The sequence below is a fragment of the Daejeonella sp. genome, assembly GCF_017495225.1.
Taxonomy (GTDB): Bacteria; Bacteroidota; Bacteroidia; order Sphingobacteriales; family Sphingobacteriaceae; genus Daejeonella.
Genome location: NZ_JAFEIG010000026.1, coordinates 1 through 22,675, shown reverse-complemented (window position 1 = coordinate 22,675; position 22,675 = coordinate 1). Strand labels below are relative to the sequence as shown.

Below are 22,675 nucleotides of genomic sequence, written 5' to 3'. Positions count from 1 at the left end.
TTCCCTAATATACGAATTTTATTTAAATAATAAAAATTAATAATCTACAGTTAAATAAATATCTCTTAAATTTTTGAAATAGACCTTATCTTTGCATTATAAATGAAGGGATTAGTAATCAAATCAACCGGAAGCTGGTATGGTGTTTTAACCGATGAGGATAAGACCATCAATTGCCGCATCAAAGGTAAGTTCAGAACGCTGGATATCAAGACTACCAACCCTATTGCAGTAGGCGACCATGTTGATATTGAGCTGGAACCCGACCAAGAAACAGGATTAATTACTTTCCTTCATCCCAGAAAAAATTACATCATCCGTAAATCAATAAACCTTTCTAAGCAAGCACAAATTATTGCAGCTAATTTAGATCAGGCATTTTTGATTGTTACTTTGGCTTCGCCGCGGACTTCCCTAGGCTTTATCGACAGGTTTTTAGTCACCGCCGAAGCCTACGACATTCCCGCCAAACTCATCTTTAATAAATTAGATTTATTTAGTGATGAAGGACTAGAAATATTAGAAGAATACCAATCCATTTATGAAAAAGCGGGTTATCCTTGCTATAGTGTTTCGGCAATTCAAGAGACTAACCTAGATCAAATTCGAGATTTGCTAAAGGACAAAGTTACTTTGGTAAGTGGTCATTCTGGTGTGGGCAAATCGACCCTAATTAATGCTCTATTGCCCGGTAAAGAACTAAAAACAGGCGAAATTTCCGACTGGAGCGATAAAGGTAAGCATACCACCACCTTCGCGGAGATGTTTCAATTGCCCTTCGGAGGATACTTAATTGATACCCCCGGAATACGTGAATTAGGTGTTTTCGACATTGAAAAGCAAGAGCTTGGAAGATTATTCCCAGAAATTAGGAAATTGATGAGCAATTGCCGTTTCCATAATTGCCGACATATCAATGAACCGGGATGCGCTGTGTTAAATGCCTTGGAAAATGAAGAATTAGAACCTTCACGCTACGATAGTTACCTAAGTATCTATAATGATAATAATACTAGAGGATGAGAGCAGTCATACAAAGAGTCAGCCATGCCTCCTGCACCGTAAATGGTGAAATAACAGGACAAATTAAACAAGGATTTATGGTTCTATTGGGCATTGAAGATAGCGATACCGATGAAGACCTCACCTGGTTAGCTCAAAAGATTGCCAATATGCGTATCTTCTCAGATGAGAATGGTTTAATGAATAAATCTTTAGAAGATATTGATGGTAATATCTTGTTAATCAGTCAGTTTACACTCTTTGCTGCGACAAAAAAAGGCAATAGACCAGGATTTACACGTTCTGCAAAGCCTGATTTTGCTATCCCTCTTTACGAGAAGATGATAAAAGAGTTAAATAATTTAACTGGAAAGAAAACAGAGTGTGGGATTTTTGGTGCAGATATGAAAATCAATCTTTTGAATGACGGTCCCGTTACCATTACCATCGACACTAAAGCTAAAGAATAAAAAATCGCCATGACCTTAGAAGAAGCACAAAAAACTGTAGATCAGTGGATTAACACTACCGGTGTTCGTTATTTTAATGAACTAACTAATACCGCAATCCTCATGGAGGAAGTAGGTGAAGTGGCTCGAATCATGGCTAGAAAATATGGTGAACAATCCTTCAAAAAATCTGATGAAGGCCATGATCTTGGCGATGAACTTGCTGATGTACTTTTTGTATTAATCTGCCTTGCAAATCAAACCGGCACCAACCTGACTGAAGCCCTCCAAAAAAACCTCGAAAAGAAAAATATTCGTGATGCCGAAAGGCATAAGAATAATGAGAAGTTGAAGTAAAAATAATCTTCTCTAGCAATTTGATAGCTATTGCAATTTATTTTTTCTTTTCAAGAAAATTTCGTATATTATTGTAAGAATTAATTCTGATAAGATTAATTTTAATAACTCTGGATCAATAAAATACAAATTAAATATATGAAGTTTTATCTCTCCCTATTCTTTACTGTTCTGTCTCTTATTGTTAATGCTCAGGTAAAAGAATTCATTATTGTAGACTCATTAAGCAATAAACCCATAAACGCTGTTAGTGCGTATTTTACTGCAAAAAATGAAGGGACAGTTAGCAACGAAGACGGAAAGGTGAAGATATATTTTTCCAATCCGAATGATAAATTAAGGCTTAGTCACGTAGCATATAATCCCACAGAAATAGTATTAAAAGATTATTTTAAGCTTGATACGATACGCTTGAGTAGATCATCTATTTTACTAATGGAAGTTGCCGTTTATGATTTTGATTTGAAAAAGAAATTGGCTGAATTACTTAAAAAATATGAGCAATTATATCTAAATCAGCCTGTTATATATGACTGCACTTACAAAGAAAGTGTAAAAGTTAATGATAGTTTAGCTAGGTTATCTCAAGTGCAATTAAAATGGTATGACAAGAACTATAGGCTAGATTTTAGGAAACCTTTTGATAAACAAAACCAAATCAGTCTTATCAATATTGACTATTCTAAATTAATTGAGAATGCAGCTGAAGCACATAAAGGCTATGTCGAAAATGAATACCTATTTAAGCTTTTACACCTCAATTTCTACACCTTGGTAGTAAATCGTGGTACAGATATAACTATTCAATCAATCAACAAAACCGCCAACTATACAAAAGTTACTTTTACTACCCCCATAATGGAAGACGGAGAAATAGTCATGTATTTAAATGATGGAATAATTTATTTTGATAATGCAACTGGAGCCATAAGTGAACTAGACTTTACTTATGATTATAATAATCATAAAGAAAATTTAACATCTAAAGCTGGGACGCCATACATTACAGAAACAAAAAAACATCATGTTAACCTTTCATTTAAAAAGGTTGAAGATAAATGGGTAATCAATACATTAAAATCAGCTTTAGATGGAGAGTTTACAAGCAATAATAAAAAAGAAGATATTAAAATCACCCAAGAATTTTTAATCACAAAAACACAAAAAGGAGTTGAAATTCCCAAAAAGGAACAAATTGATTTAAAAAAGCCATTTTATGAAAATCTAGCTCAGACGACTAATTTAGATCCTAAAATCCCATTGACAAAAGAAGAAGAGGCATTTATGAAGAAAAAATAAAGAGCAAAGCTTATTTAAAGCAAATTTTATTGCATCCTCACCAATCGCTCTCCTTCCAAAACTGGAATGCTACTAGTAATATTTTGGTTCAGGCAAAAAGCGATATCCTCTTCAATACCAAGCTTTTTTAAACGCTCGCTATGAGAAGTTTTCTTGAGGTAAAGACTAAGGTCTTCTTTAGCTAAATTATAAAGATCTTCTGAAGCGATACCCGCATCATCCAAAACATAATCCTCATTTTTAAGGTAATGAACTACACCACCTGCAAAAAGAGTGTCTTCCAAATTGACTTTATCTTTCCAGCCTGAACAAAGCAATAAAACATCATTCGATTGTGTTTTAAGCCAATTGCACAAAGCAGCAATATTTAAAAAAGAGCCAATAACAATTTTGCTAGCACTGCGCGACATGTTGATGGCATGCGTCCCATTGGTGGTAGTTAAAACAATTGTCTTCCCATTTACCTTTTCAGAAGTATATGAAAAAGGCGAATTTCCGAAGTCAAAGCCATTAACAACCTCCCCATTACGCTCTGCAGCCAATAAAAAATCAGATTCACGATAAGATTCACAAGCTTCAATACTCGCAACAGGAATAATTGACGTAGCGCCATTTTCAATTCCATAACAAATGGAAGAAGTGGCTCTAAAAATATCAATTACAACAACTATGCTATTTGAAATATCGTGTAAATGTAATAGTGCTGGGGTAAGACAAACCTCAAGGTTACGTTTTTGCATTCTCTTGATAATGAATTATTTAAATGGGAATTTAACAACCTGAGCCTTAACTTTATTTTCACGGATTCCGATAAAAATTTCGCTTCCTTCCTTTGAAAATTCGGTTTTCACATAAGCCAATCCGATAGCTTTTTGAAGCGTAGGCGATTGCGTACCCGAAGTTACTTTTCCAATAATATTTCCAGAGGCATCAAAAACTTCATAATCATGACGTGGAATACCACGCTCAATCATCTCAAAACCAATAAGTTTGCGAGTAACACCGCTTTCTTTTTGTGCCGCTAAATTTTCAGAATTCACAAAGCTCTTGCTAAACTTGGTAATCCATCCTAAACCAGCTTCAAGCGGAGAAGTAGTATCATCAATATCATTTCCATAAAGGCAGAAGCCCATTTCTAAACGCAAAGTATCACGAGCTGCCAATCCGATAGGTTTTATCCCAAAATCAGCACCCGATTTAAATACAGCATTCCAGATATGCTCAGAATGCTCTTCATCAAAATATAATTCAAAACCTCCAGCTCCGGTATAGCCTGTTGCTGAGATTAAAACATTCTCCACACCAGCAAAAACACCTTTTTTGAAAGTATAATATTCCATAGCCGATAAATCTACCTCGGTTAAACTTTGAAGCGCCTCCGCAGCTTTCGGTCCCTGAACCGCCAATAATGAGGTACGATCAGAAATATTGATCATCTCAACACCACCAGTATTATATTTTGAAATCCAGTCCCAATCTTTATCAATATTGGAAGCATTTACCACCAACATATAGGTTTTTTCATCAATTCTATAAACCAATAAATCATCTACAATCCCGCCATTTTCATTTGGCAAGCAAGAATATTGAATTTTACCATCAAATAACTTCGACGCATCATTTGAAGTAACACGCTGAATTAAATCGAGCGCACCTTCACCTTTCAGAATAAATTCACCCATGTGACTCACATCAAAAACGCCTACCGCCTTACGAACGGTTTCATGTTCGATATTAATTCCACTGTATTGAACAGGCATATTAAATCCCGCAAAAGGAACCATTTTAGCCCCTAGGGCAATGTGCGTATCGTTTAAAGCAACATTCTTCATTTTGAAATTTTTTATTGGTTGCCGCAAAAGTAGTCAAAAACGATTAAAAGGAAGCCTCAATTTTTGCTTCTTTTCATTTAAAGAGAAAGCTTCAATTGTGGGTCGCTCACTCTAAAACTTTTACGATGATAGGGCGTCAATCCATGTTCGATTACCGCATTGCAGTGTTTTATGGTAGGATAACCCTTATTATTTTCCCAATCGTATTTCGGATAATCAGATGCTAAATTTAGCATAAATTCATCTCGGTAAGTCTTAGCCAAAATAGATGCTGCTGCTATAGAGAAATATTTACCATCACCCTTAATTACACACTGATGTGGGATATCTTGATAAGGTTTAAAGCGATTTCCATCGATAATTATAAAACCAGGACGCACACTTAACTTATTGATAGACAAATGCATAGCCCTAATGGATGCATTTAAAATATTAATTTTATCAATTTCCTCATGATCTACCATCGCTACTCCAAATGCCAATGCTTCTTGTTCAATTATTTGTCTTAATTCGAAACGATCAGACTCTTTTAGCTGTTTAGAATCATTCAAAAGATTATGCTCAAAATTTTTAGGAAGTATCACTGCAGCCGCAAAAACTGGTCCCGCGAGGCAACCCCTACCCGCCTCATCACAACCCGCCTCAATAAATTCATCCTGCAAATAAGGTAAAAGCATGTTTATTAATTAGAATTTATTTAGAACGTTTAAAGCACGCGAATGGTTAAAATGGTGATATCATCCGAGTTCATCACTGCATTATTTGCTGTTTGAATATCTCTCAGCATATTTTCATTTAAGCTATCAACAGGAAGGTTTTTATTCTTTTGCAAATGCGTAAATAATTCATTATCAGATATATAAACATCCTCATTCGGACTCTCGACTAGTCCGTCGGTATAGTTAAAAATAATGCTTCCGGGACTTAAAATCTCTTTTCCTACACTGATTGAAGGCAGCGTTTCAAAGGCGCCGATGATGGTTGTACCTTCTTTTAAAAATTTAACTTCATCGTTACGTAATAAAATTGGAGGATTATGACCAGCATTAACATAGCTCAGCTCCCTAGTTTTTTCGTTGTAGAGACCTAAAAATAAAGTGATAAATCGATCACCATTAGTGTTAGAAACTACAATTTCGTTCAATCGCTCAATAATTTTCACTAAGTCATTTTCAACCGAAGCCCAGGCTCTTAAACTAGCTTGTAAATTGGCCATTAATAAAGCTGCAGACACTCCCTTTCCTGATGCATCGGCAATACACCATAAAAATTCATCGGTACCCGTTTTTATGAAATCGAAGTAATCGCCGCCAATATTTTCATTTGGGAGATAGGTAGCCCCCACCTCAACAGCCCCAGTTTTAGGTAAGCTCCTAGGAATCAGCATACCCTGCACCTCTACGGCAAGCTCCATATCTCGTTGTAGCCTTTCCCTTTCCACACGCTCCTTGAAGAGTTTTTTATTCTCTAAAGCCACTATAATCATATTGATTAGGGTCTGAATAAAATTCAAATCGTTCGCAATCAGCTTCTGATCTTTATCCAAATCGCCAATTAAAACAAAGGCAAGGAACTCATCTTGATGAAAAACAGGAACGAAATAGTCGTATGTATTTAAAAGCGAATCTATATGAGATTTAAGAGAGCTAATTTCTTTTATGTTGCTTAGCGCCTGACAGGTTTGTTGTAAAACTTTGGCATTTTCAAATTCGCCACCAAAGCGTGTTGCACAATAAAAATGTTCACCTTCACGGATTAAAAGTCGGATTTTACCAATTTTTAAATGCTCATTCAAAATAAGAACGAGGATCTCAAATAACACCGATGATGCACTATTTTTGTTAATGGCTTGTGTGATTTCAAGTAAAGAGTTCAATTCTGCCTGGCGCTTCAGGAGAAGTTGAATCAAGTCACTTTCGTCATTTTTAAATGGCTGTGATGTATCCGACAATGTTATGCTTTAAAAGAATGAATGCCTTTAATTATTACAAAAATACATAAAATAATATTTTAGAAATAATTACCTCACCAATCTCCCTTTCCACATATATTTTCCAGAATTACCTGCAATTCCGATATAAATGAGATAAAAAATATGAATTAGAGATAAAAATGGCTGATACCACAATAATCGGGGTCTCCCCTCAAATTGGCAGACTGGAATCATAAATAAAAGCTCAGCAATTGCTTTAAAAGCAAAACTAATGGCAGCAAGCATCCAGAAGATAGGGTTAATAAATCCAGCAATAGCGTTTAACAAGATACTGAGATTAAAAAACCAAAGTACAATCCCCAAAGCTACAAGCCATTTATTTTTATAGCTCGTACTCTTTGATGCCCAACGCTTACGCTGCTGAATAAATTCGCCAAGATTTGGCTTAGCATGCGTATTCACAATTGCGTCTCTCGATTTACAAAAGGCAATGCCATTGGGATAGGCTGCTGCCACTTTATGCATGAAAAGTTCATCATCTCCCGAGGCTAAATTGTCAATTCCTTGAAAGCCATTCAAAGCTAAAAAGACATCCCTACGATAAGCCAAATTTGCACCATTGCAGGTTGTTGGCATGCCATTCCCTATTCCAGAAGCGCCCAAACTGATCAAGAATAAAAATTCGAGACTCTGCAATTTTTCGAATAAATTTTTCTCTTCAAAATAAATAACGGGCGAAGAAACAAGCTTATAATCCCCTGATTCAAAGTATGATACAATAGTTTTTAACCATTTTGAACCCATCCTACAGTCAGCGTCTGTAGTCACAATTAACTCGGCATCCGACTGCTTAATTGCTTCTGAAATGGCCTTTTTCTTATAGGAATTAAGGGCTTCCTTTTCATTCAGAACGATCAATTTTACCCCTTGAGCGGCAAAAGACCTTACAATTTCGGAGGTACGATCCGTTGAATGATCATCTACAATAATTAATTCCAATAAATCCGAAGGGTAGTCCTGCGCCAATACATCCTCAATCGTTTTTTTGATGTTTTCTTCCTCATTCCTAGCAGCAATTAAAACGCTTACTGTTGTTTTGCAAGGCTCTTCTTTTGCTTGAAAAGATTTAATTTTCGACCAGCCATTTTTCAAATAAAGTAAGATTCCCACATAAATTAATGTGAAAATAGATGTGAAGATATTAGCGATTAGAACGACCAAAGAAATTAAGTTTAAACACGAAAACTGAACCAAAAATAGCTGGAATAATTAAATTTATTAACCAAACACAAGCAATTGCCGCCATAATTGCTATTTCTTGATTGGTGATAAAAGCAAAAAAATAGGTGGCAACACTGGCTCTAACACCAATATCCAGAAGGTCGAGGGAAGGAAGTGCAGATTGTATGAAATAGAAAATAAATAATACCATAGTCATATCAAACCATTGAATATCAGGGACTAACAAATGTATAACTAAAAAATATTGAATCGTAAAAATCAGATATCGGGAGGAAGAATAGAGCAAAATCTGAACTATATCTGCATGTTTATACTTTGAGAAAATGATTAGAAACCTCCTATAGGGCTTCAAAAAATTAATTTTCATCAAGAGTCCATAAAGCCATTGAATATTAAAATAAAACAGAAGCATGAAGCTGCAAAAAAGAACAACCAGCAAACTCAATGAAAAAATTAAGATGGAATTTAGCTCAATAAAATTTATAAAAAACCATAGGAGAGCCAAAGAACCCAATACATTGGTTATAACCATCTGACCAATTGCGCCTACCCCCATGGCTACTAACCCCATGATACGCCTCCTTGGGGATAGAAAAAACACCCTTCCGCCATACTCCCCAATTCGGTTGGGAGTAAATACTGCCCATGTTAAGCCACAAAAAACAGACTCAATAGCCTTCCATGTATCTATTTTTTCAATATCTCTAATTAAAAATTTCCATTTCAGGGATTCTAAAAACCAGTTTAATAACATCAGCAAAAAGACACTAATCATCACCAAAATGACGTCAGGAAGCGAAATTGAAGCCATCAGCGAATGAAAATTGCTTATATTCTGGTTATCATTTAATTTCTTAAGAATGAACCAGAAAGCTAAAACAAGAACGCTTAACTTTATTCCTACACTTAAAATCTTTTTTGTTTGTGATTTCATGCTGATGCAATGTTAAGAAAAAGCTAGGCAATTTTTATTTTCAAAATGCTTTCAGCAAAATCACAAAAAAGAAGCTAATTGCTTAATATTGCGGTGCATGTTAAAAGAAAAATCAAAAGAACGGATTATCCTTGGAATTGACCCTGGGACAAGCGTGATGGGCTATGGAATAGTTAAAGAGGTTAAAAACACCGTCGATTTAGTCTGCATGGGCGTAGTAAAAATGGATCACCTTGATGATCACCCATTAAAATTAAAGCAAATTTTTGAGAAAACGGTCCTACTAATCGACCAATACCAACCTGATTGCCTTTCCATTGAGGCGCCATTTTATGGAAAAAATATTCAAGTAATGCTCAAACTTGGTCGCGCGCAAGGCGTTGCCATGGCAGCAGCATTATCAAGAAACTTGCCCATTTTTGAATATTCACCACGAAAAATCAAGCAATCAATTACTGGAAATGGTAATTCATCAAAAGAACAGGTTGCAGCGATGCTAAAAACCTTGTTAAAATTTACAGAAACACCCGAATTTTTAGATGCTACAGATGGACTGGCCGTTGCAGTTTGCCATTCCTTCCAAAAAATTACTAGTGCTGGAAATAATAAAAGTTATACGGGTTGGGATGCCTTTGCTAAGGACAATGTAAAAAGAATCAAAAAATAGCTTAAAGATGTACGCGAATAGCGTTTGCAATTTCAGTTAATCTTTCTTCGCTTAGTTTAAGCTTCGGGCGACTAAAATTCATGTCGTCCATAGTTTTAATTGGGATGAGATGAATATGAGCATGCGGGACTTCCAATCCAATCACGGTCATACCCACACGCTCACATGGAATTGCTTTCTTCAAGCCATCGGCAACAATTTGCGCAAACATCATTAATCCAACATAGGTTTCACTATCCAAGTCAAAAATATAATCAACCTCCTTTTTGGGAATCACCAAAAGATGCCCTTCAGTTAAAGGATTGATATCTAAAAAAGCCAAATAATCAATAGTTTCGGCAACTTTATGTGCGGGAATATCTCCAGCAACAATTTTTGAGAAAATGGATTCCATAATAAATTCCTATGTTATTGGATGAAAAAAATGCTTTTAACGCGTAATTTCAATAATCTCAAACTCAATCTTTCCTGCTGGAACAACAATCTCAACCTTATCGCCTACACTTTTGCCTAAAAGTCCCTGAGAAATTGGCGATTTAACAGATATTTTACCAGATTTCAAATCAGCTTCCGATTCAGAAACGAGCTGATAAGTCATTGTAGCTCCGTTATTTACATTTTTTATCTTAACGATCGACAAAGCAAGAACCTTTGTTGAATCCAGTTTAGATTCATCAATTAAACGTGCATTTGCCAAAACATTGGTCAATTTAGATATTTTAGACTCATGGTGACCTTGAGCTTCCTTTGCGGCATCATACTCGGCATTTTCAGATAAATCACCCTTGTCTCTAGCCTCAGCAATAGCCTTAGATATTTGCGAACGGCCCTCTGTTTTCAAATAATGAAGCTCCTCTTTCAGCTTTTCTAATCCTTCACGGGTATAATAAGTTACTTCCGACATATCTCACAATTTTTTTGGTTAGACTATAAAAACAAACAAGACTATGTTGGCTTAGGCCAATATAGTCTTGCTCGCATTAATACGAAGATAATATTTTTGACTCAAGATTTCCAAATTTCTAGATTGAAAATTCCCAATATCTTGGAAATCATCAAGAAAAAGAAATCCTAAAATTCGCTTAGAAGCACCTGCAATTTTTGCGCCAGCACTTCCGAAATTTTTCGATAAGACTCATGAGTCCAGCCAGCAATATGCGGACTCAACAAGACTTTCTTGCTTTCTGCAAGCTCTTTAAACCATTCTTGTTCAGCCAAGGCAGGAAATTTCTCCACTTCTAAAACATCTAATCCCGCAGCAGCTATTTTCCCACTTTCAAGACCTTTTAAAACGGTTTTTGTATTCACTATCTCACCCCTTGAGGCATTGAGCAGTACAATCGGCTTTTTAAAATGAAAGAGATATTCATCATTAAAAAGCTGGCGTGTTTCTCTGCTTAATGGGATATGAAAACTCAAAATATCGGCCTCCTTAACCACTTGCTCCATACTTACTTCCTGAGCAAAAGCATCCGAAAAACCAGTTTTATATTTGTCGTAAGCAATAATTTTTAGCTCAAAGCCCGATAATTTACGAGCTAACATCATGCCATTATTGCCATAACCGATAATCGCTAAGGTTTTGCCTTTGAGCTCCCATCCACGGTTCCCCTCTCGATCCCAAATACCTTGGCGGACTTCTAAATCTGCAGTTCTTAGGTTATTTAATAATGAGAGCAGCATCCCAATAACATGCTCTGCAACGGCATCGCGATTACCTTCGGGAGCATTAATACATTTTATACCCTTAGAATGAGCATATTCCTCATCCACATTGTCCATTCCGGCACCTGCACGAGCAATAATCTTTAATTTTTTTCCCGCATCAATCAGCTCCGCATCAATTTGAAATTTGGTGCGAATGGCAATGATGTCATATTCATGAATTGTGGCAAGACATTCCTCGCGACTAATCAAAGCATTATCATGGCATTCAAAGCCCATTTTTTCGGCCTCTTCCTTAAAAATAGGATGCAAATGATCTGCTATGAGTATCTTTTTGTTCATGGGCTAGAATTACCTTTTTTGGCTGATTAAATTGGTCAAATTTACGAAATCAGCAACACTAAGTCGCTCAGCTCTTAATTCAAACAAAGGATCATCGCCCATATTATCTTTGTTTATAACAGATGAAAGTGCATTTCTAAGCGTTTTCCTACGCTGATTGAAGCCTGCTTTTACCACCTGCCAGAATAATTTTTCATCACAATCAAGCTTCTCGATTTCATTTCTCGTTAAACGAATAACTGCCGAATTTACTTTGGGTGGTGGATTAAAAACTCCCGGTTTAACGGTGAAAAGATACTCAACCTTATAAAAAGCTTGTAAAAAAACACTCAAAATTCCGTATTCCTTGCTCCCCGGCTTTTCGGCACATCGCTGCGCCACCTCCTTTTGAAACATTCCAACCACCTCTAAAACCTGATCACGATTGTCTAATATCTTAAACAAAATTTGGGAAGAAATGTTGTATGGAAAATTGCCAATAACAGCCAATTTACCTGGAAAGATTTCCTTGAAGTTCATTTGCAGAAAATCTGCATTAATGAGTCTGCCACCTAATTCTGGATATTTTTTATGGAGATAATCGAAAGACTCCGTGTCAATATCCACTAAAAAAGTTTCCAAATTTTTATTGCTCAAAAGAAAATCGGAGAGTATTCCCATTCCGGGACCAACCTCAAGCACTTGATGGTACTTATCAGTCTGCTGGAGGCTATTAACAATCTTTTCAGCGATATTTTTATCGGTTAAAAAGTGTTGTCCGAGATGCTTTTTGGCTTTAACTAAACTCATTTGTGGCTTATTTGGCGCAATTTACAGAAAAATCCTTATCCCTAAATTATTAAGCTTGATGGTAGCAGCTAAAATGAATCTCACACGCACAAATAATTTTATTTCGAGATTAATTCTTTATTTTGCACTAATTATTGATTCCTTAATAAAAAGGCTTCATCAATAAATGATTTTCAGCAGGAATGAGCGATAAAATTAAAATTGGAATATCCATTGGCGATGTAAACGGCATCGGTTTAGAGGTAATTATCAAGACTCTAATAGATACCCGAATTATGAATTATTGTACTCCCATTGTTTATGGGCATACAAAAGTTGCGTCTTTCCATCGTAAAACCATGGATATCAATGAGTTTCAATTCCATGTTATCAATGATGCTAATCAGGCACATGATAAGCGTCCAAATATGATTAACTGCTGGGAAGATGATGTAAAAATTGAACTAGGCCAAGCAACAGAAATTGGCGGTAAATATGCTTTTATCTCACTTGAAAGAGCCTTAGATGATTTAATTGCTGGCAAAACAGATGCTTTAGTCACAGCGCCAATCAATAAACATAATATTCAGAGCGAAAGCTTTCAATTTGCCGGTCATACCGAATATATTCAGTCGAAGGTAAATGCGCCCGACTCACTTATGTTTTTAGTAAGTGAAGATATTCGTGTTGGGGTAGTTACGGGGCATATCCCTGTGAGTGAGGTTCCAGAGAAAATCACCAAAGAAAAAATCCTTTCTAAATTGGAATTAATGAATCAGAGTCTTAAAAAAGATTTCTGGGTTCAAAAACCAAAAATTGCGGTTTTAGGCTTAAACCCACATGCTGGCGATAATGGATTAATTGGAAATGAAGAGCTTGAAACAATTATCCCAGCGATAAATGAGGCCAATGCAAAAGGTATTTTCGCTTTCGGGCCTTATGCCGCAGATGGTTTTTTTGCTGCTCATACCTATACTAAATTTGATGCGGTTTTGGCAATGTATCACGATCAGGGATTAATACCATTTAAGCAATTAGCATTCGAAAATGGGGTAAATTATACCGCTGGACTTCCAGTGGTGAGAACATCTCCAGATCACGGCACAGGATACGATATCGCAGGAAAAAATATGGCTTCTGCCAATTCATTTAGAGAAGCACTATTTACTGCCATCAATATTGTTCAAAGACGAAAGGAAAGTGCAGAGCTGATCTCCAACCCATTAAAACTAAGTAAATTCTCTAAAGACAGAGATTAACTTTCAAAAGATCTAATTTTCGATTTGGTATAAAATAAATATATTCTATATTAGATTAATTTATTTAATCTAATCGATATTATTTTAATTAAATCATACAAATATTAAGATGGGGATAAATAGCGCGAAAATTATTGTAAGGGTTTCAAAGAGCGGAAAAATGTGGAATAAAGGATTGAAATACTTTGTTATGTGGGATGGAGATAATTTACAAGAGATCGACAATCTAAACGACAGAATTGAATATCTAGTCCCTAGTGGCCAACATCTAATAACGGTTGCTAATAAAAACATGCTCCACAAACAGGAATTTGCCTTAAAGGAAGGAGAAGTAAAGACTATCACGATTAATCCGAGTGTAAGCTTCAAACTTGCTTTAGGCATTTTGTTAGGAATTGCCTCAGCAGGATCACTCATTTCTATCATTATTATGGAGAAAATGAGTCCCGCACCACTAATTCCCTTAATTCCATTATTATTTGTTAAGAAAAGAAATTTCCATGATAATTTTGTTTTAAGCACATTAGATAAGGCTTAAAGCATTTAGAAATTAAAATCGACGACATTTCAAAAGGAAATTTCAATGAATTACAAGCTTCATTGGCATTCATTTTAAAAAAAAGTGAGCAACTAAATAATTTTTTCTAAATTTGCAGGCTCAATTGGCGTGCTTTGAAATTATTAAACGAATATAGCATTCCGTTTACCGGACTAAAGCTTGGGGTTCATCAATTTGAATTCGAGGTAAATGATTCTTTTTTCGAGGAGTTTGAATATTCTTTGGTAAAGAGCGGTAAACTGGATATTGCGCTTGATTTAGAGAAGCAGGAGACGATGATGATTCTGCATTTCCACATCAAGGGCTCAATCAAATTGGGTTGTGATGTTTGTTTAGCAGATTATCCTTATCCAGTAGATTTTAAGGAGAGGCAAATAGTTAAATTGAGTGGCGACGAAAACTTGGAGGATGATACCGAAGAGATTGTTGTTTTAAAGAGAAGCGAGACTGAGATTAACATAGCAACGTTAATTTATGAGTTTATCAATCTTGCAGCACCTTATATTAGTCGCTGTGAAGATGAAGGAAATACAGAATGGTGTGATTCTGAGATGATTGAAAAATTAAAGCAGTTAGCACCGGGACCAAAAGAAGAAATTGAAGATGTTGACCCAAGATGGGAAGCATTAAAGAACATAAAAAAGTAAATTAATACATAGGAACAAATGGCACATCCAAAACGGAAAATATCAAAATCAAGAAGAGATAAGAGAAGAACGCATTATAAGGCAGAAGCTCCAGGATTAACTACTTGTCAGACTACTGGTGCTGTTCATTTACCTCACCGTGCATACACAGTTGATGGCAACTTGTACTACAACGGAAAAATGGTGATTGAGAACACATCTGTTGCTTAATCTTTCTTTCTAAAATGAAGATTGGCTTAGATATAATGGGTGGAGATTTTGCTCCCAAAGCGGCAGTTTTGGGTGCAATTGAGGCTCAAAAAGCCCTTTCAGCTGAAGAGAGAATTGTTCTCTTCGGTGATAAAGATCAAGCTCTCCCCTTTCTTGAAGAAGCAGGTGTAAGTCAGGATGCTTTTGATTTCGTACATACCACCGAAGTAATCGGTATGGGCGAGCATGGCACTAAATCTGTTTTACAAAAACCAAACTCAAGTATTAGTCTAGGTTTTCAATACCTTAAAGACGGCAAAATAGATTCTTTTGCCTCTGCTGGTAATACAGGCGCTATGCTTGTTGGTGCGGTCTTCAGTGTAAAACCTGTTCCCGGAGTAATTCGTCCCGCAGTTGCTACAAACGTTCCAAAGTTAAAATCCGGTTTCGGAATCATGTTGGATGTTGGTGCAAATGCCGATTGTAAGCCTGAAGTTTTGGCTCAATTCGGTCTATTGGGAAGTTTGTATGCGGAACATGTTTATCATATTCAAAATCCAAAAGTTGGATTAATGAATTTAGGTGAAGAGGAGGAAAAAGGTAATGTTTTAACGCAATCTACTTTCCCTCTTTTACAAAAATCTGAAATAAATTTTATCGGCAATATTGAAGGTAGAGACTTGTTTAACGACAAAGCAGACGTAATAGTTTGCGATGGTTTTACAGGTAATGTCATGTTAAAATTGGCCGAAACATTCTATATACTCACGCTCAAAAAGGGATTTAAAGATGAATTCTTTGACCGTTTCAATTATGAGCAATATGGAGGCAGCCCTATTTTAGGGGTTAATGCACCTGTTCTTATTGGCCACGGTATCTCTAGTCCCGAAGCAATTAAAAATATGGTTCTTTTATCGCGAACAATGGTTGAGACTAAGTTCGTAGATAAGATCAGAGAAGCTTTTAAATAATATACCCTATTTATCATGTCTAAAATTCACGCTGCAATAACAGCCGTAAATGCCTATGTCCCTGAATATATTCTTACGAATCAGGAGCTAGAAAAAATGGTTGATACCAACGATGAGTGGATAGTAACCCGCACAGGTATTAAAGAACGCCGTATTCTTAAAGGCAATTTAGGTACATCTGATATGGGTGCCAAAGCTGTAGAAGGCTTACTCAAAAAACGCGGCATTGGTGCTGAAGAAATCGACATGATTATCTTCTGTACAACAACTCCTGATATGGTTTTCCCAGCTTCAGCAAATATTCTTGCTCATAAAGTTGGGGCAATAAATGCCTGGGGATATGATTTAAATGCCGCATGTTCAGGCTTTTTATTCGGATTAGCCACAGGATCTCAATTTATTGAATCAGGAAAACATAAAAAAGTATTAGTAGTAGGTGGCGATAAAATGTCGTCAATCATTAATTATAAGGACCGTACCAGCTGCATTATTTTCGGTGATGGTTGCGGGGCTGTATTACTTGAGCCAAATACTGAAGGGTACGGAGTTATTGATTCTATCCTTAAAAGTGATGGTTCAGGCGGACCCTATCTTTGTCAGAAGGCGGGCGGATCGCTTAGACCTGCTAGCCATGAAACAGTAGATAATGATGAACATTTCTTGCATCAAGAAGGACAAGCAGTGTTTAAATTTGCTGTAACCAATATGGCGGATGTGGCTGCAGAGATCATGGAAAAAAATAATCTGACTTCAGAAAATGTAGATTGGCTCGTTCCGCATCAAGCAAATAAGCGTATTATTGATGCTACAAGCAATCGTTGTGGCATTGATTCAGAAAAAGTGATGATAAATATCGAAAAGTATGGGAATACAACGAATGGAACCATACCTTTGTGTTTATGGGAGTGGGAAAGCAAGCTAAAGAAAGGTGACAATCTTATCTTAGCTGCATTTGGAGGTGGCTTTACTTGGGGATCTTTATATCTGAAGTGGGCTTACTAAAAAATCAGAACTTTTTTTAATATTTTTATTATAATTATAAAATAAAATAAAATCCAAAACCTAAACTAAACAAAATGGATATTAAACAAATTCAGGAACTTATAAAATTTGTTTCCAAATCTGGAGTAAATGAAGTTTCACTTGAACAGAAAGAGTTTAAAATTACCATAAAAACCAATCAGCCACCAACTTTTGTAGCGAGCGCACCTGTACAAGCAGCTCCACAATTACCGGTTGCTGCTGCTACTGTGGCTACTGTAACAACTATTGCAGAGCCAAAGGCTGCAACACCAGCAAAAGAAGATAATTCAGCTTACCTGACTATCAAATCACCAATGATTGGTACATTCTACCGCTCATCTAGTCCTGATAAGCCATTATTCGTAAATGTTGGCGATGAAGTTAAAGCAGGACAAGTGGTTTGTATCATTGAGGCAATGAAGCTTTTCAACGAAATCGAATCTGAAATCTCAGGTCGTATCGTAAAAGTATTAGTCGACAATGCTAGTCCGGTAGAATACGATCAACCTTTATTTTTGGTTGAGCCTATCTAATTTGAAGAAATAATTTGAGAATTATAGACTAGGTAATAAATCCCTAATCAATAGTTCATCATTTTTACATCCTCAAATTTTCAAAAGAAAAATTATGTTCAAAAAAATACTAATTGCAAATCGCGGTGAAATAGCTCTTCGAATCATTCGTACTTGTAAGGAGATGGGAATTAAAACCGTTGCTGTTTATTCAACAGCGGATCGCCATAGCCTACACGTTCGTTTTGCCGATGAAGCCGTTTGTATCGGTCCGCCAGCAAGTAAAGACTCTTACCTCAGCATTCCTAATATCATTTCGGCAGCAGAGTTAACCAATGCAGATGCCATCCATCCGGGATACGGATTTTTATCAGAAAATGCTAAATTTTCGGCTATCTGTAATGAGTATGGTATCAAATTTATTGGTGCTACCGCTGATCAGATTAATGGCATGGGTGATAAAGCATCCGCAAAGGAAACGATGAAGAAGGCAGGAGTGCCAACTATTCCGGGTTCTGAGGGACTATTAACTGATGTTAAGGAAGGTATTAAAATCGCTAATGAGATTAAATATCCAGTCATTTTAAAAGCTACAGCAGGTGGTGGCGGTCGCGGAATGCGTATCGTTTGGAATGATGAGGAGTTTGAACCAGCATGGGATTCAGCTCGTCAAGAATCTGCCGCAGCATTTGGAAACGATGGCTTATACCTCGAAAAATATGTGGAAGATCCACGACATATTGAAATTCAAGTCATTGGTGATCAATTTGGTAAGGTTTGTCACTTATCTGAACGCGATTGCTCTATTCAAAGACGTCATCAAAAATTAGTTGAAGAATCACCATCCCCTTTCATGACTCCTGAGCTCAGAGAAAAAATGGGTGAAGCTGCAATTAAAGGAGCAATGGCTGTAAACTACGAAGGCGCAGGAACGGTTGAATTCTTAGTCGATAAGCACCGCAACTTCTACTTCATGGAAATGAACACTCGTATACAGGTAGAACACCCTGTTACTGAGGAAGTTATAAACTTCGACTTAATTAAGGAGCAGATTAAAGTTGCTGCTGGTATTCCAATTTCAGGAAAGAATTATATTCCAGAAATGCACGCAATTGAATGTCGTATCAATGCAGAAGATCCATTTAACAATTTCAGACCTTCACCAGGATTAATCACTAATTTCCACTCCCCAGGGGGACATGGAGTACGTGTAGATACGCATGTGTATGCAGGCTATCAAATCCCACCAAATTACGATTCAATGATTGCAAAGCTTATTTGTGTGGCACAAACGCGTGAAGAAGCGATTTGCACTATGGAACGTTCATTAAGTGAATTTGTAATTGAAGGCATAAAAACAACAATTCCTTTCCATTTACGATTGATGAAGGATCCTAATTTTAGAGCGGGGAATTTCACAACTAAGTTTATGGAAACATTCGATCTAAAAGAATAGGAAATTCGAATTTTTTCGCTGCTATTTGTCGACAAATAGTTCAATTTTAGCGCTAATTGTCACAATTAACGTGATGCTTATTAAATTTCTTTTAAATACCATTCTAAAATCAAATAGAATGGTATTTTTGTTTATAAATTATGAGTAAGGAACGTACCGACTTAGTTAAGGCAATCAAAGAAAAAGGTAAAACTATTGAGGCCGAAATGTCTTTTTTTGATCATTTGGATGTGCTTCGTGGACATCTTGTGCGTGCATCAATAGCCATTGTAGCATTTACAATTTTAGCATTCAGCTTTTATGATTTCATTTTTGATAAGATTATCATGGGGCCTGGTAAAACAGACTTCTGGACTTACAGAATGATGTGTTTAGCGACAGAGAAATTTAATTTGGGTGCAGATTTTTGTGTTAAAAAATTAAGTTTTAACATTATTAATACTGAATTAGGTGGACAATTTACCCTTCAATTAAACTCCTCATTAATGATCGGTATTGTACTTGGTGTACCATATCTTCTTTTTGAAATCTGGCGATTTGTAAAGCCTGCATTACATGAAAATGAGCGTAAATCAGCCACAGGATTCGTTTTTTGGGCATCACTCCTATTTATTGTTGGATTACTTTTTGGATATTATATTATTGCTCCCCTTTCTATTAACTTCTTATCTAATTATGAGGTAAGTTCAATAATTAATAACCAAATTACCATAGCCTCCTACTTTTCGGTAGTAGCCACTTTAACCATTGGTGCGGCAATAACATTCGAACTACCAATAGTTATTTACATACTTTCCAAACTTGGAATCATGACCCCAGAATTCATGAGGTCGTCGAGACGATATGCCACAGTAATTATTTTAATTATTGCAGCGATTGTAACCCCTACTCCAGATTTGGTAACGATGCTAACCGTTAGTTTCCCACTATTTTTACTTTATGAAATAAGTATCTATGTTTCTGCACGGGTTGCAGCAAATAAGAAGAAAGCGGAAATTGCCTTTTACAAGAACGATTAATTAATACAAAATGAGTAAAAATATCAGTATCGCCATTGGAGCAGATCATGCGGGCTTTGAGTACAAAAGCATGCTTATTGACTTTCTAAAGGACTATTCAGTAAAAGACTTCGGTGCTTATAGTGCAGATTCAGTAGATTATCCCGATTTTGCACATCCAGTTGCTAGTGCTGTTGAAAATGAGGAGTTTACAATTGGTATCCTAATTTGTGGAAGTGCAAATGGAGTAGCTATGACTGCCAATAAGCATCAGGGAATTCGTGCAGCAATATGCTGGAATGAAGAGTTAGCTGAGCTTGCTAGAACTCATAATAATGCGAATATACTTTGTATACCTGCTAGATTTACAAGTAAAGAAGAAGCTAAAAATATCTGTATGAAATTTATTCAATCTTCATTTGAAGGTGGACGACATGCAAATAGAGTAGACAAAATTTCCTGTTAATTAAATAAAAACTAACCCTAAAAAAAATGAAATTTAAACAAACACTTTGGGTACTACTTGTTGCGGGTATTTCCGCTCAGGGCTATGCTCAGGACCCAAATGCGCAAAAATTTGCAGCAGAAATCACCGCTAAATATGCTAAAAAACATTTGAGCGTATTAGCCTCAGACAAGTTTGAAGGCCGTGAAACAGGTAAGCGAGGAGCCGAATTGGCTGCAGCCCACCTTGCAAAGGAATTAAAAAAATTAAAATTAGTAGCTCCAGTTAATGGGTCTTACTTTCAAGATGTAGCATTAACTGAAACTACTTTTGAAGTAAGTAGTTTTACTGCAAACAACGCCACGCTTACAGTAGGTAAGGATTTTCTTTTCACTGGTAGTGGTGAAGCTAAAAAAATATCATCGAATGAAATTGTATTTATTGGTTATGGTATTGGAACCGATAATTACGATGATTTAAAAAGTATGGATATCTCTGGAAAGGTTGTTTTATTAATCAACAAAGGAGAGCCAATGACTAATGGTGTTTCGGTAATTAGTAAGACTGCAACCGCTTCCGACTGGTCAACAAGCCGTACAAAAAGAATGCAGTACGTAATGGGTAAAAAACCAGTTTTAATTTTAGCAGTTAGTCCGGATGTTGCCGCTTCCATTCAATCATACAAGCCTAGAGCGGGTCGTTTAAGTGTTAAGAAAGAAAGTACTCCAAGCAATCGCCCAAGCGCGGCTGGTGTTTTGAGCATCACACCTGAAACAGCTAACCAAATCTTGAAAAACAGCGGTAAGACTTACGAGGCATTAAAAGCATCAATTGATAATAGTGGAACAGCGCAAACACAAGTTTTAAAGGCTGATATTGCCATCAATTATGGCCCCGTAAACAAAGATGTTAAATCTGTTAACGTTTTGGGATACCTTGAAGGAACAGACTTAAAGGATGAATTAGTAGTTTATTCTGCGCATTATGACCATATCGGATTAACAACTGATGGCGGTGCAGATAAAGTAAATAACGGTGCAGATGATGATGGATCTGGAACTACAGGAGTTTTAGCAATTGCTAGAGCTTATGCAAAGGCGAAAAAAGCCGGTCACGGTCCGAGAAGAAGTGTTTTATTCTTATTTGTTACAGGTGAAGAAAAAGGATTATTGGGCTCTGAATACTATTCATTAAACCCGGTTTTCCCAATGGCTAATACCATCACCAATTTAAACATCGACATGATTGGAAGAACAGGTGAGGAGTACAAAACTTCCGCTGATTCAACAAATTACTGTTATTTAATCGGTTCAGATAAATTGAGTACAGATCTTCATAAAATCAGTGAAAATGCGAATGCAGTTTACACAAAGATGAAGATTGATTATAAATACAATGATCCAAAAGATCCAGAAAGAATTTACTACCGTTCAGATCACTATAATTTCGCTAAGAATGGTGTGCCAATCGTATTTTACTTCAATGGAGTACATGAAGATTACCACAAAGCGAGTGATGAGGTTAGTAAAATCAATTTCGAACTACTAGCAAAGCGTGCTCAGCTCGTTTATTATACTGGTTGGGATCTTCTTAATCGCGATAAGCGCCCAGTGGTAGATGTAAAAAATGATATGCCAGCAACTCGCTAATAATACTTTAAACTATTAAAAATGCCTCCGAAACTCGGGGGCATTTTTTGTTTAATAAAGGTCAGAAATGAAAAAATTAAACATTAAGAAATTAAGGTGATTAAGGGTAATGCCTAAAAAAAGCATCATTCTCTAAATAACTGTACATTTTATACCTTAATATTTCTTAATGCCTTAATGTTTACCTTTTGTGTTATTTTATAAGGATAGGTCGCGACCTGTTCCTACGCACATATCTCAAAAATCTGTGCTAATCACTTTCTATCTAATTACTAAATACTATGTACTAACTACTCAGAGGACAAGTCGCGACCTGTCCCTACGCTCATAATCTCAAAAATCTGTGCTTATCACTTTCTATCTAATTACTAAATACTATGTACTAACTACTCAGAGGACAGGTCGCGACCTGTCCCTACGCTCATAATCTCAAAAATCTGTGCTTATCACTTTCTATCTAATTACTAAATACTATGT

The 22,675-nt window shown here is 36.2% G+C and carries 26 protein-coding genes; 16 read left to right on the top strand and 10 right to left on the bottom strand.

The window, feature by feature from the left end; all coding sequences use genetic code 11:
- The first annotated feature begins 102 nt into the window (after positions 1-102).
- The 4 genes from rsgA (at position 103) to QZ136_RS10810 (ending at position 3,107) form a co-directional block, all read left to right on the top strand.
- Positions 103-1,023: a ribosome small subunit-dependent GTPase A gene (rsgA, locus tag QZ136_RS10825; RefSeq protein WP_291403387.1), complete on the top strand. Its 921-nt coding sequence runs from the start codon at positions 103-105 to the stop codon at positions 1,021-1,023.
- Entirely contained in the window at positions 1,020-1,472 is a 453-nt protein-coding gene (gene dtd, locus QZ136_RS10820; protein ID WP_291403385.1) for a D-aminoacyl-tRNA deacylase, read from the top strand. The genes rsgA and dtd overlap by 4 nt, the downstream gene beginning before the upstream one ends.
- A 9-nt stretch (positions 1,473-1,481) precedes the next feature.
- Positions 1,482-1,808: a nucleotide pyrophosphohydrolase gene (locus tag QZ136_RS10815; protein ID WP_291403383.1), complete on the top strand. Its 327-nt coding sequence runs from the start codon at positions 1,482-1,484 to the stop codon at positions 1,806-1,808.
- A gap of 138 nt (positions 1,809-1,946) precedes the next feature.
- Positions 1,947-3,107: a hypothetical protein gene (locus QZ136_RS10810; RefSeq protein ID WP_291403381.1), complete on the top strand. Its 1,161-nt coding sequence runs from the start codon at positions 1,947-1,949 to the stop codon at positions 3,105-3,107.
- A 26-nt stretch (positions 3,108-3,133) separates the two neighbouring features.
- Here the strand turns inward: QZ136_RS10810 and QZ136_RS10805 are convergent, their stop codons facing one another.
- From QZ136_RS10805 to QZ136_RS10780, 6 genes are all read right to left on the bottom strand, one after another.
- Positions 3,134-3,847, bottom strand: a complete 714-nt coding sequence (locus QZ136_RS10805) for a 2-phosphosulfolactate phosphatase (RefSeq protein WP_291403379.1) — start codon at positions 3,845-3,847, stop codon at positions 3,134-3,136.
- Positions 3,848-3,862: 15 nt separating this feature from the next.
- Positions 3,863-4,939 carry a glycine cleavage system aminomethyltransferase GcvT gene (gcvT, locus tag QZ136_RS10800; RefSeq protein ID WP_291403377.1) on the bottom strand — a complete coding sequence of 359 codons (1,077 nt, stop codon included), beginning with the start codon at positions 4,937-4,939 and terminating at the stop codon, positions 3,863-3,865.
- Between the two features lie 77 nt (positions 4,940-5,016).
- Entirely contained in the window at positions 5,017-5,616 is a 600-nt protein-coding gene (locus QZ136_RS10795; RefSeq protein ID WP_291403375.1) for a ribonuclease HII, read from the bottom strand.
- 29 nt (positions 5,617-5,645) lie between these two features.
- Positions 5,646-6,890 carry a PP2C family protein-serine/threonine phosphatase gene (locus tag QZ136_RS10790; RefSeq protein ID WP_291403373.1) on the bottom strand — a complete coding sequence of 415 codons (1,245 nt, stop codon included), beginning with the start codon at positions 6,888-6,890 and terminating at the stop codon, positions 5,646-5,648.
- A 69-nt stretch (positions 6,891-6,959) separates the two neighbouring features.
- Entirely contained in the window at positions 6,960-8,042 is a 1,083-nt protein-coding gene (locus tag QZ136_RS10785) for a glycosyltransferase (protein WP_291403371.1), read from the bottom strand.
- Between the two features lie 31 nt (positions 8,043-8,073).
- Positions 8,074-9,048 carry a hypothetical protein gene (locus tag QZ136_RS10780; protein WP_291403369.1) on the bottom strand — a complete coding sequence of 325 codons (975 nt, stop codon included), beginning with the start codon at positions 9,046-9,048 and terminating at the stop codon, positions 8,074-8,076.
- 97 nt (positions 9,049-9,145) lie between these two features.
- On the opposite strand from QZ136_RS10780, the gene ruvC reads away from it, so the two are divergent.
- Positions 9,146-9,715 carry a crossover junction endodeoxyribonuclease RuvC gene (gene ruvC, locus QZ136_RS10775; RefSeq protein WP_291403368.1) on the top strand — a complete coding sequence of 190 codons (570 nt, stop codon included), beginning with the start codon at positions 9,146-9,148 and terminating at the stop codon, positions 9,713-9,715.
- A gap of 1 nt (position 9,716) precedes the next feature.
- Here the strand turns inward: ruvC and QZ136_RS10770 are convergent, their stop codons facing one another.
- From QZ136_RS10770 to rsmA, 4 genes are all read right to left on the bottom strand, one after another.
- Positions 9,717-10,109 (bottom strand): HIT family protein, encoded by a 393-nt coding sequence (locus QZ136_RS10770; RefSeq protein WP_291403366.1) that lies wholly within the window; start codon positions 10,107-10,109, stop codon positions 9,717-9,719.
- Between the two features lie 36 nt (positions 10,110-10,145).
- The gene (gene greA, locus QZ136_RS10765) at positions 10,146-10,619 is read right to left on the bottom strand and encodes a transcription elongation factor GreA (protein WP_291403363.1); all 474 of its coding nucleotides are present in this window, start codon (positions 10,617-10,619) and stop codon (positions 10,146-10,148) included.
- Positions 10,620-10,786: 167 nt separating this feature from the next.
- Entirely contained in the window at positions 10,787-11,722 is a 936-nt protein-coding gene (locus QZ136_RS10760) for an NAD(P)-dependent oxidoreductase (protein WP_291403361.1), read from the bottom strand.
- A gap of 9 nt (positions 11,723-11,731) precedes the next feature.
- The gene (gene rsmA / locus QZ136_RS10755; protein WP_291403359.1) at positions 11,732-12,511 is read right to left on the bottom strand and encodes a 16S rRNA (adenine(1518)-N(6)/adenine(1519)-N(6))-dimethyltransferase RsmA; all 780 of its coding nucleotides are present in this window, start codon (positions 12,509-12,511) and stop codon (positions 11,732-11,734) included.
- Between the two features lie 182 nt (positions 12,512-12,693).
- Here rsmA and pdxA point away from each other — a divergent pair, with 182 nt between their 5' ends.
- The 11 genes from pdxA (at position 12,694) to QZ136_RS10700 (ending at position 22,198) form a co-directional block, all read left to right on the top strand.
- Positions 12,694-13,749 (top strand): 4-hydroxythreonine-4-phosphate dehydrogenase PdxA, encoded by a 1,056-nt coding sequence (gene pdxA / locus QZ136_RS10750; RefSeq protein ID WP_291403356.1) that lies wholly within the window; start codon positions 12,694-12,696, stop codon positions 13,747-13,749.
- 160 nt (positions 13,750-13,909) lie between these two features.
- The gene (locus QZ136_RS10745; RefSeq protein ID WP_291403354.1) at positions 13,910-14,287 is read left to right on the top strand and encodes a hypothetical protein; all 378 of its coding nucleotides are present in this window, start codon (positions 13,910-13,912) and stop codon (positions 14,285-14,287) included.
- Positions 14,288-14,421: 134 nt separating this feature from the next.
- On the top strand, positions 14,422-14,955 hold the full coding sequence (locus QZ136_RS10740; RefSeq protein ID WP_291403351.1) for a DUF177 domain-containing protein: 534 nt from the start codon (positions 14,422-14,424) through the stop codon (positions 14,953-14,955).
- Between the two features lie 18 nt (positions 14,956-14,973).
- The gene (rpmF, locus tag QZ136_RS10735) at positions 14,974-15,165 is read left to right on the top strand and encodes a 50S ribosomal protein L32 (RefSeq protein WP_291403349.1); all 192 of its coding nucleotides are present in this window, start codon (positions 14,974-14,976) and stop codon (positions 15,163-15,165) included.
- A gap of 14 nt (positions 15,166-15,179) precedes the next feature.
- A complete protein-coding gene (gene plsX / locus QZ136_RS10730; protein WP_291403347.1) occupies positions 15,180-16,115 on the top strand; it encodes a phosphate acyltransferase PlsX in 936 nt (311 codons plus the stop codon).
- A 15-nt stretch (positions 16,116-16,130) separates the two neighbouring features.
- Entirely contained in the window at positions 16,131-17,117 is a 987-nt protein-coding gene (locus QZ136_RS10725; RefSeq protein WP_291403345.1) for a beta-ketoacyl-ACP synthase III, read from the top strand.
- A 74-nt stretch (positions 17,118-17,191) separates the two neighbouring features.
- Entirely contained in the window at positions 17,192-17,671 is a 480-nt protein-coding gene (accB, locus tag QZ136_RS10720) for an acetyl-CoA carboxylase biotin carboxyl carrier protein (protein WP_291403343.1), read from the top strand.
- A gap of 94 nt (positions 17,672-17,765) precedes the next feature.
- Positions 17,766-19,106: an acetyl-CoA carboxylase biotin carboxylase subunit gene (gene accC, locus QZ136_RS10715; protein WP_291403341.1), complete on the top strand. Its 1,341-nt coding sequence runs from the start codon at positions 17,766-17,768 to the stop codon at positions 19,104-19,106.
- Positions 19,107-19,246: 140 nt separating this feature from the next.
- A complete protein-coding gene (gene tatC / locus QZ136_RS10710) occupies positions 19,247-20,125 on the top strand; it encodes a twin-arginine translocase subunit TatC (protein ID WP_291403339.1) in 879 nt (292 codons plus the stop codon).
- Positions 20,126-20,135: 10 nt separating this feature from the next.
- On the top strand, positions 20,136-20,570 hold the full coding sequence (gene rpiB, locus QZ136_RS10705) for a ribose 5-phosphate isomerase B (RefSeq protein ID WP_291403337.1): 435 nt from the start codon (positions 20,136-20,138) through the stop codon (positions 20,568-20,570).
- Between the two features lie 26 nt (positions 20,571-20,596).
- A complete protein-coding gene (locus QZ136_RS10700) occupies positions 20,597-22,198 on the top strand; it encodes a M28 family peptidase (RefSeq protein ID WP_291403335.1) in 1,602 nt (533 codons plus the stop codon).
- Positions 22,199-22,675: the final 477 nt, after the last annotated feature.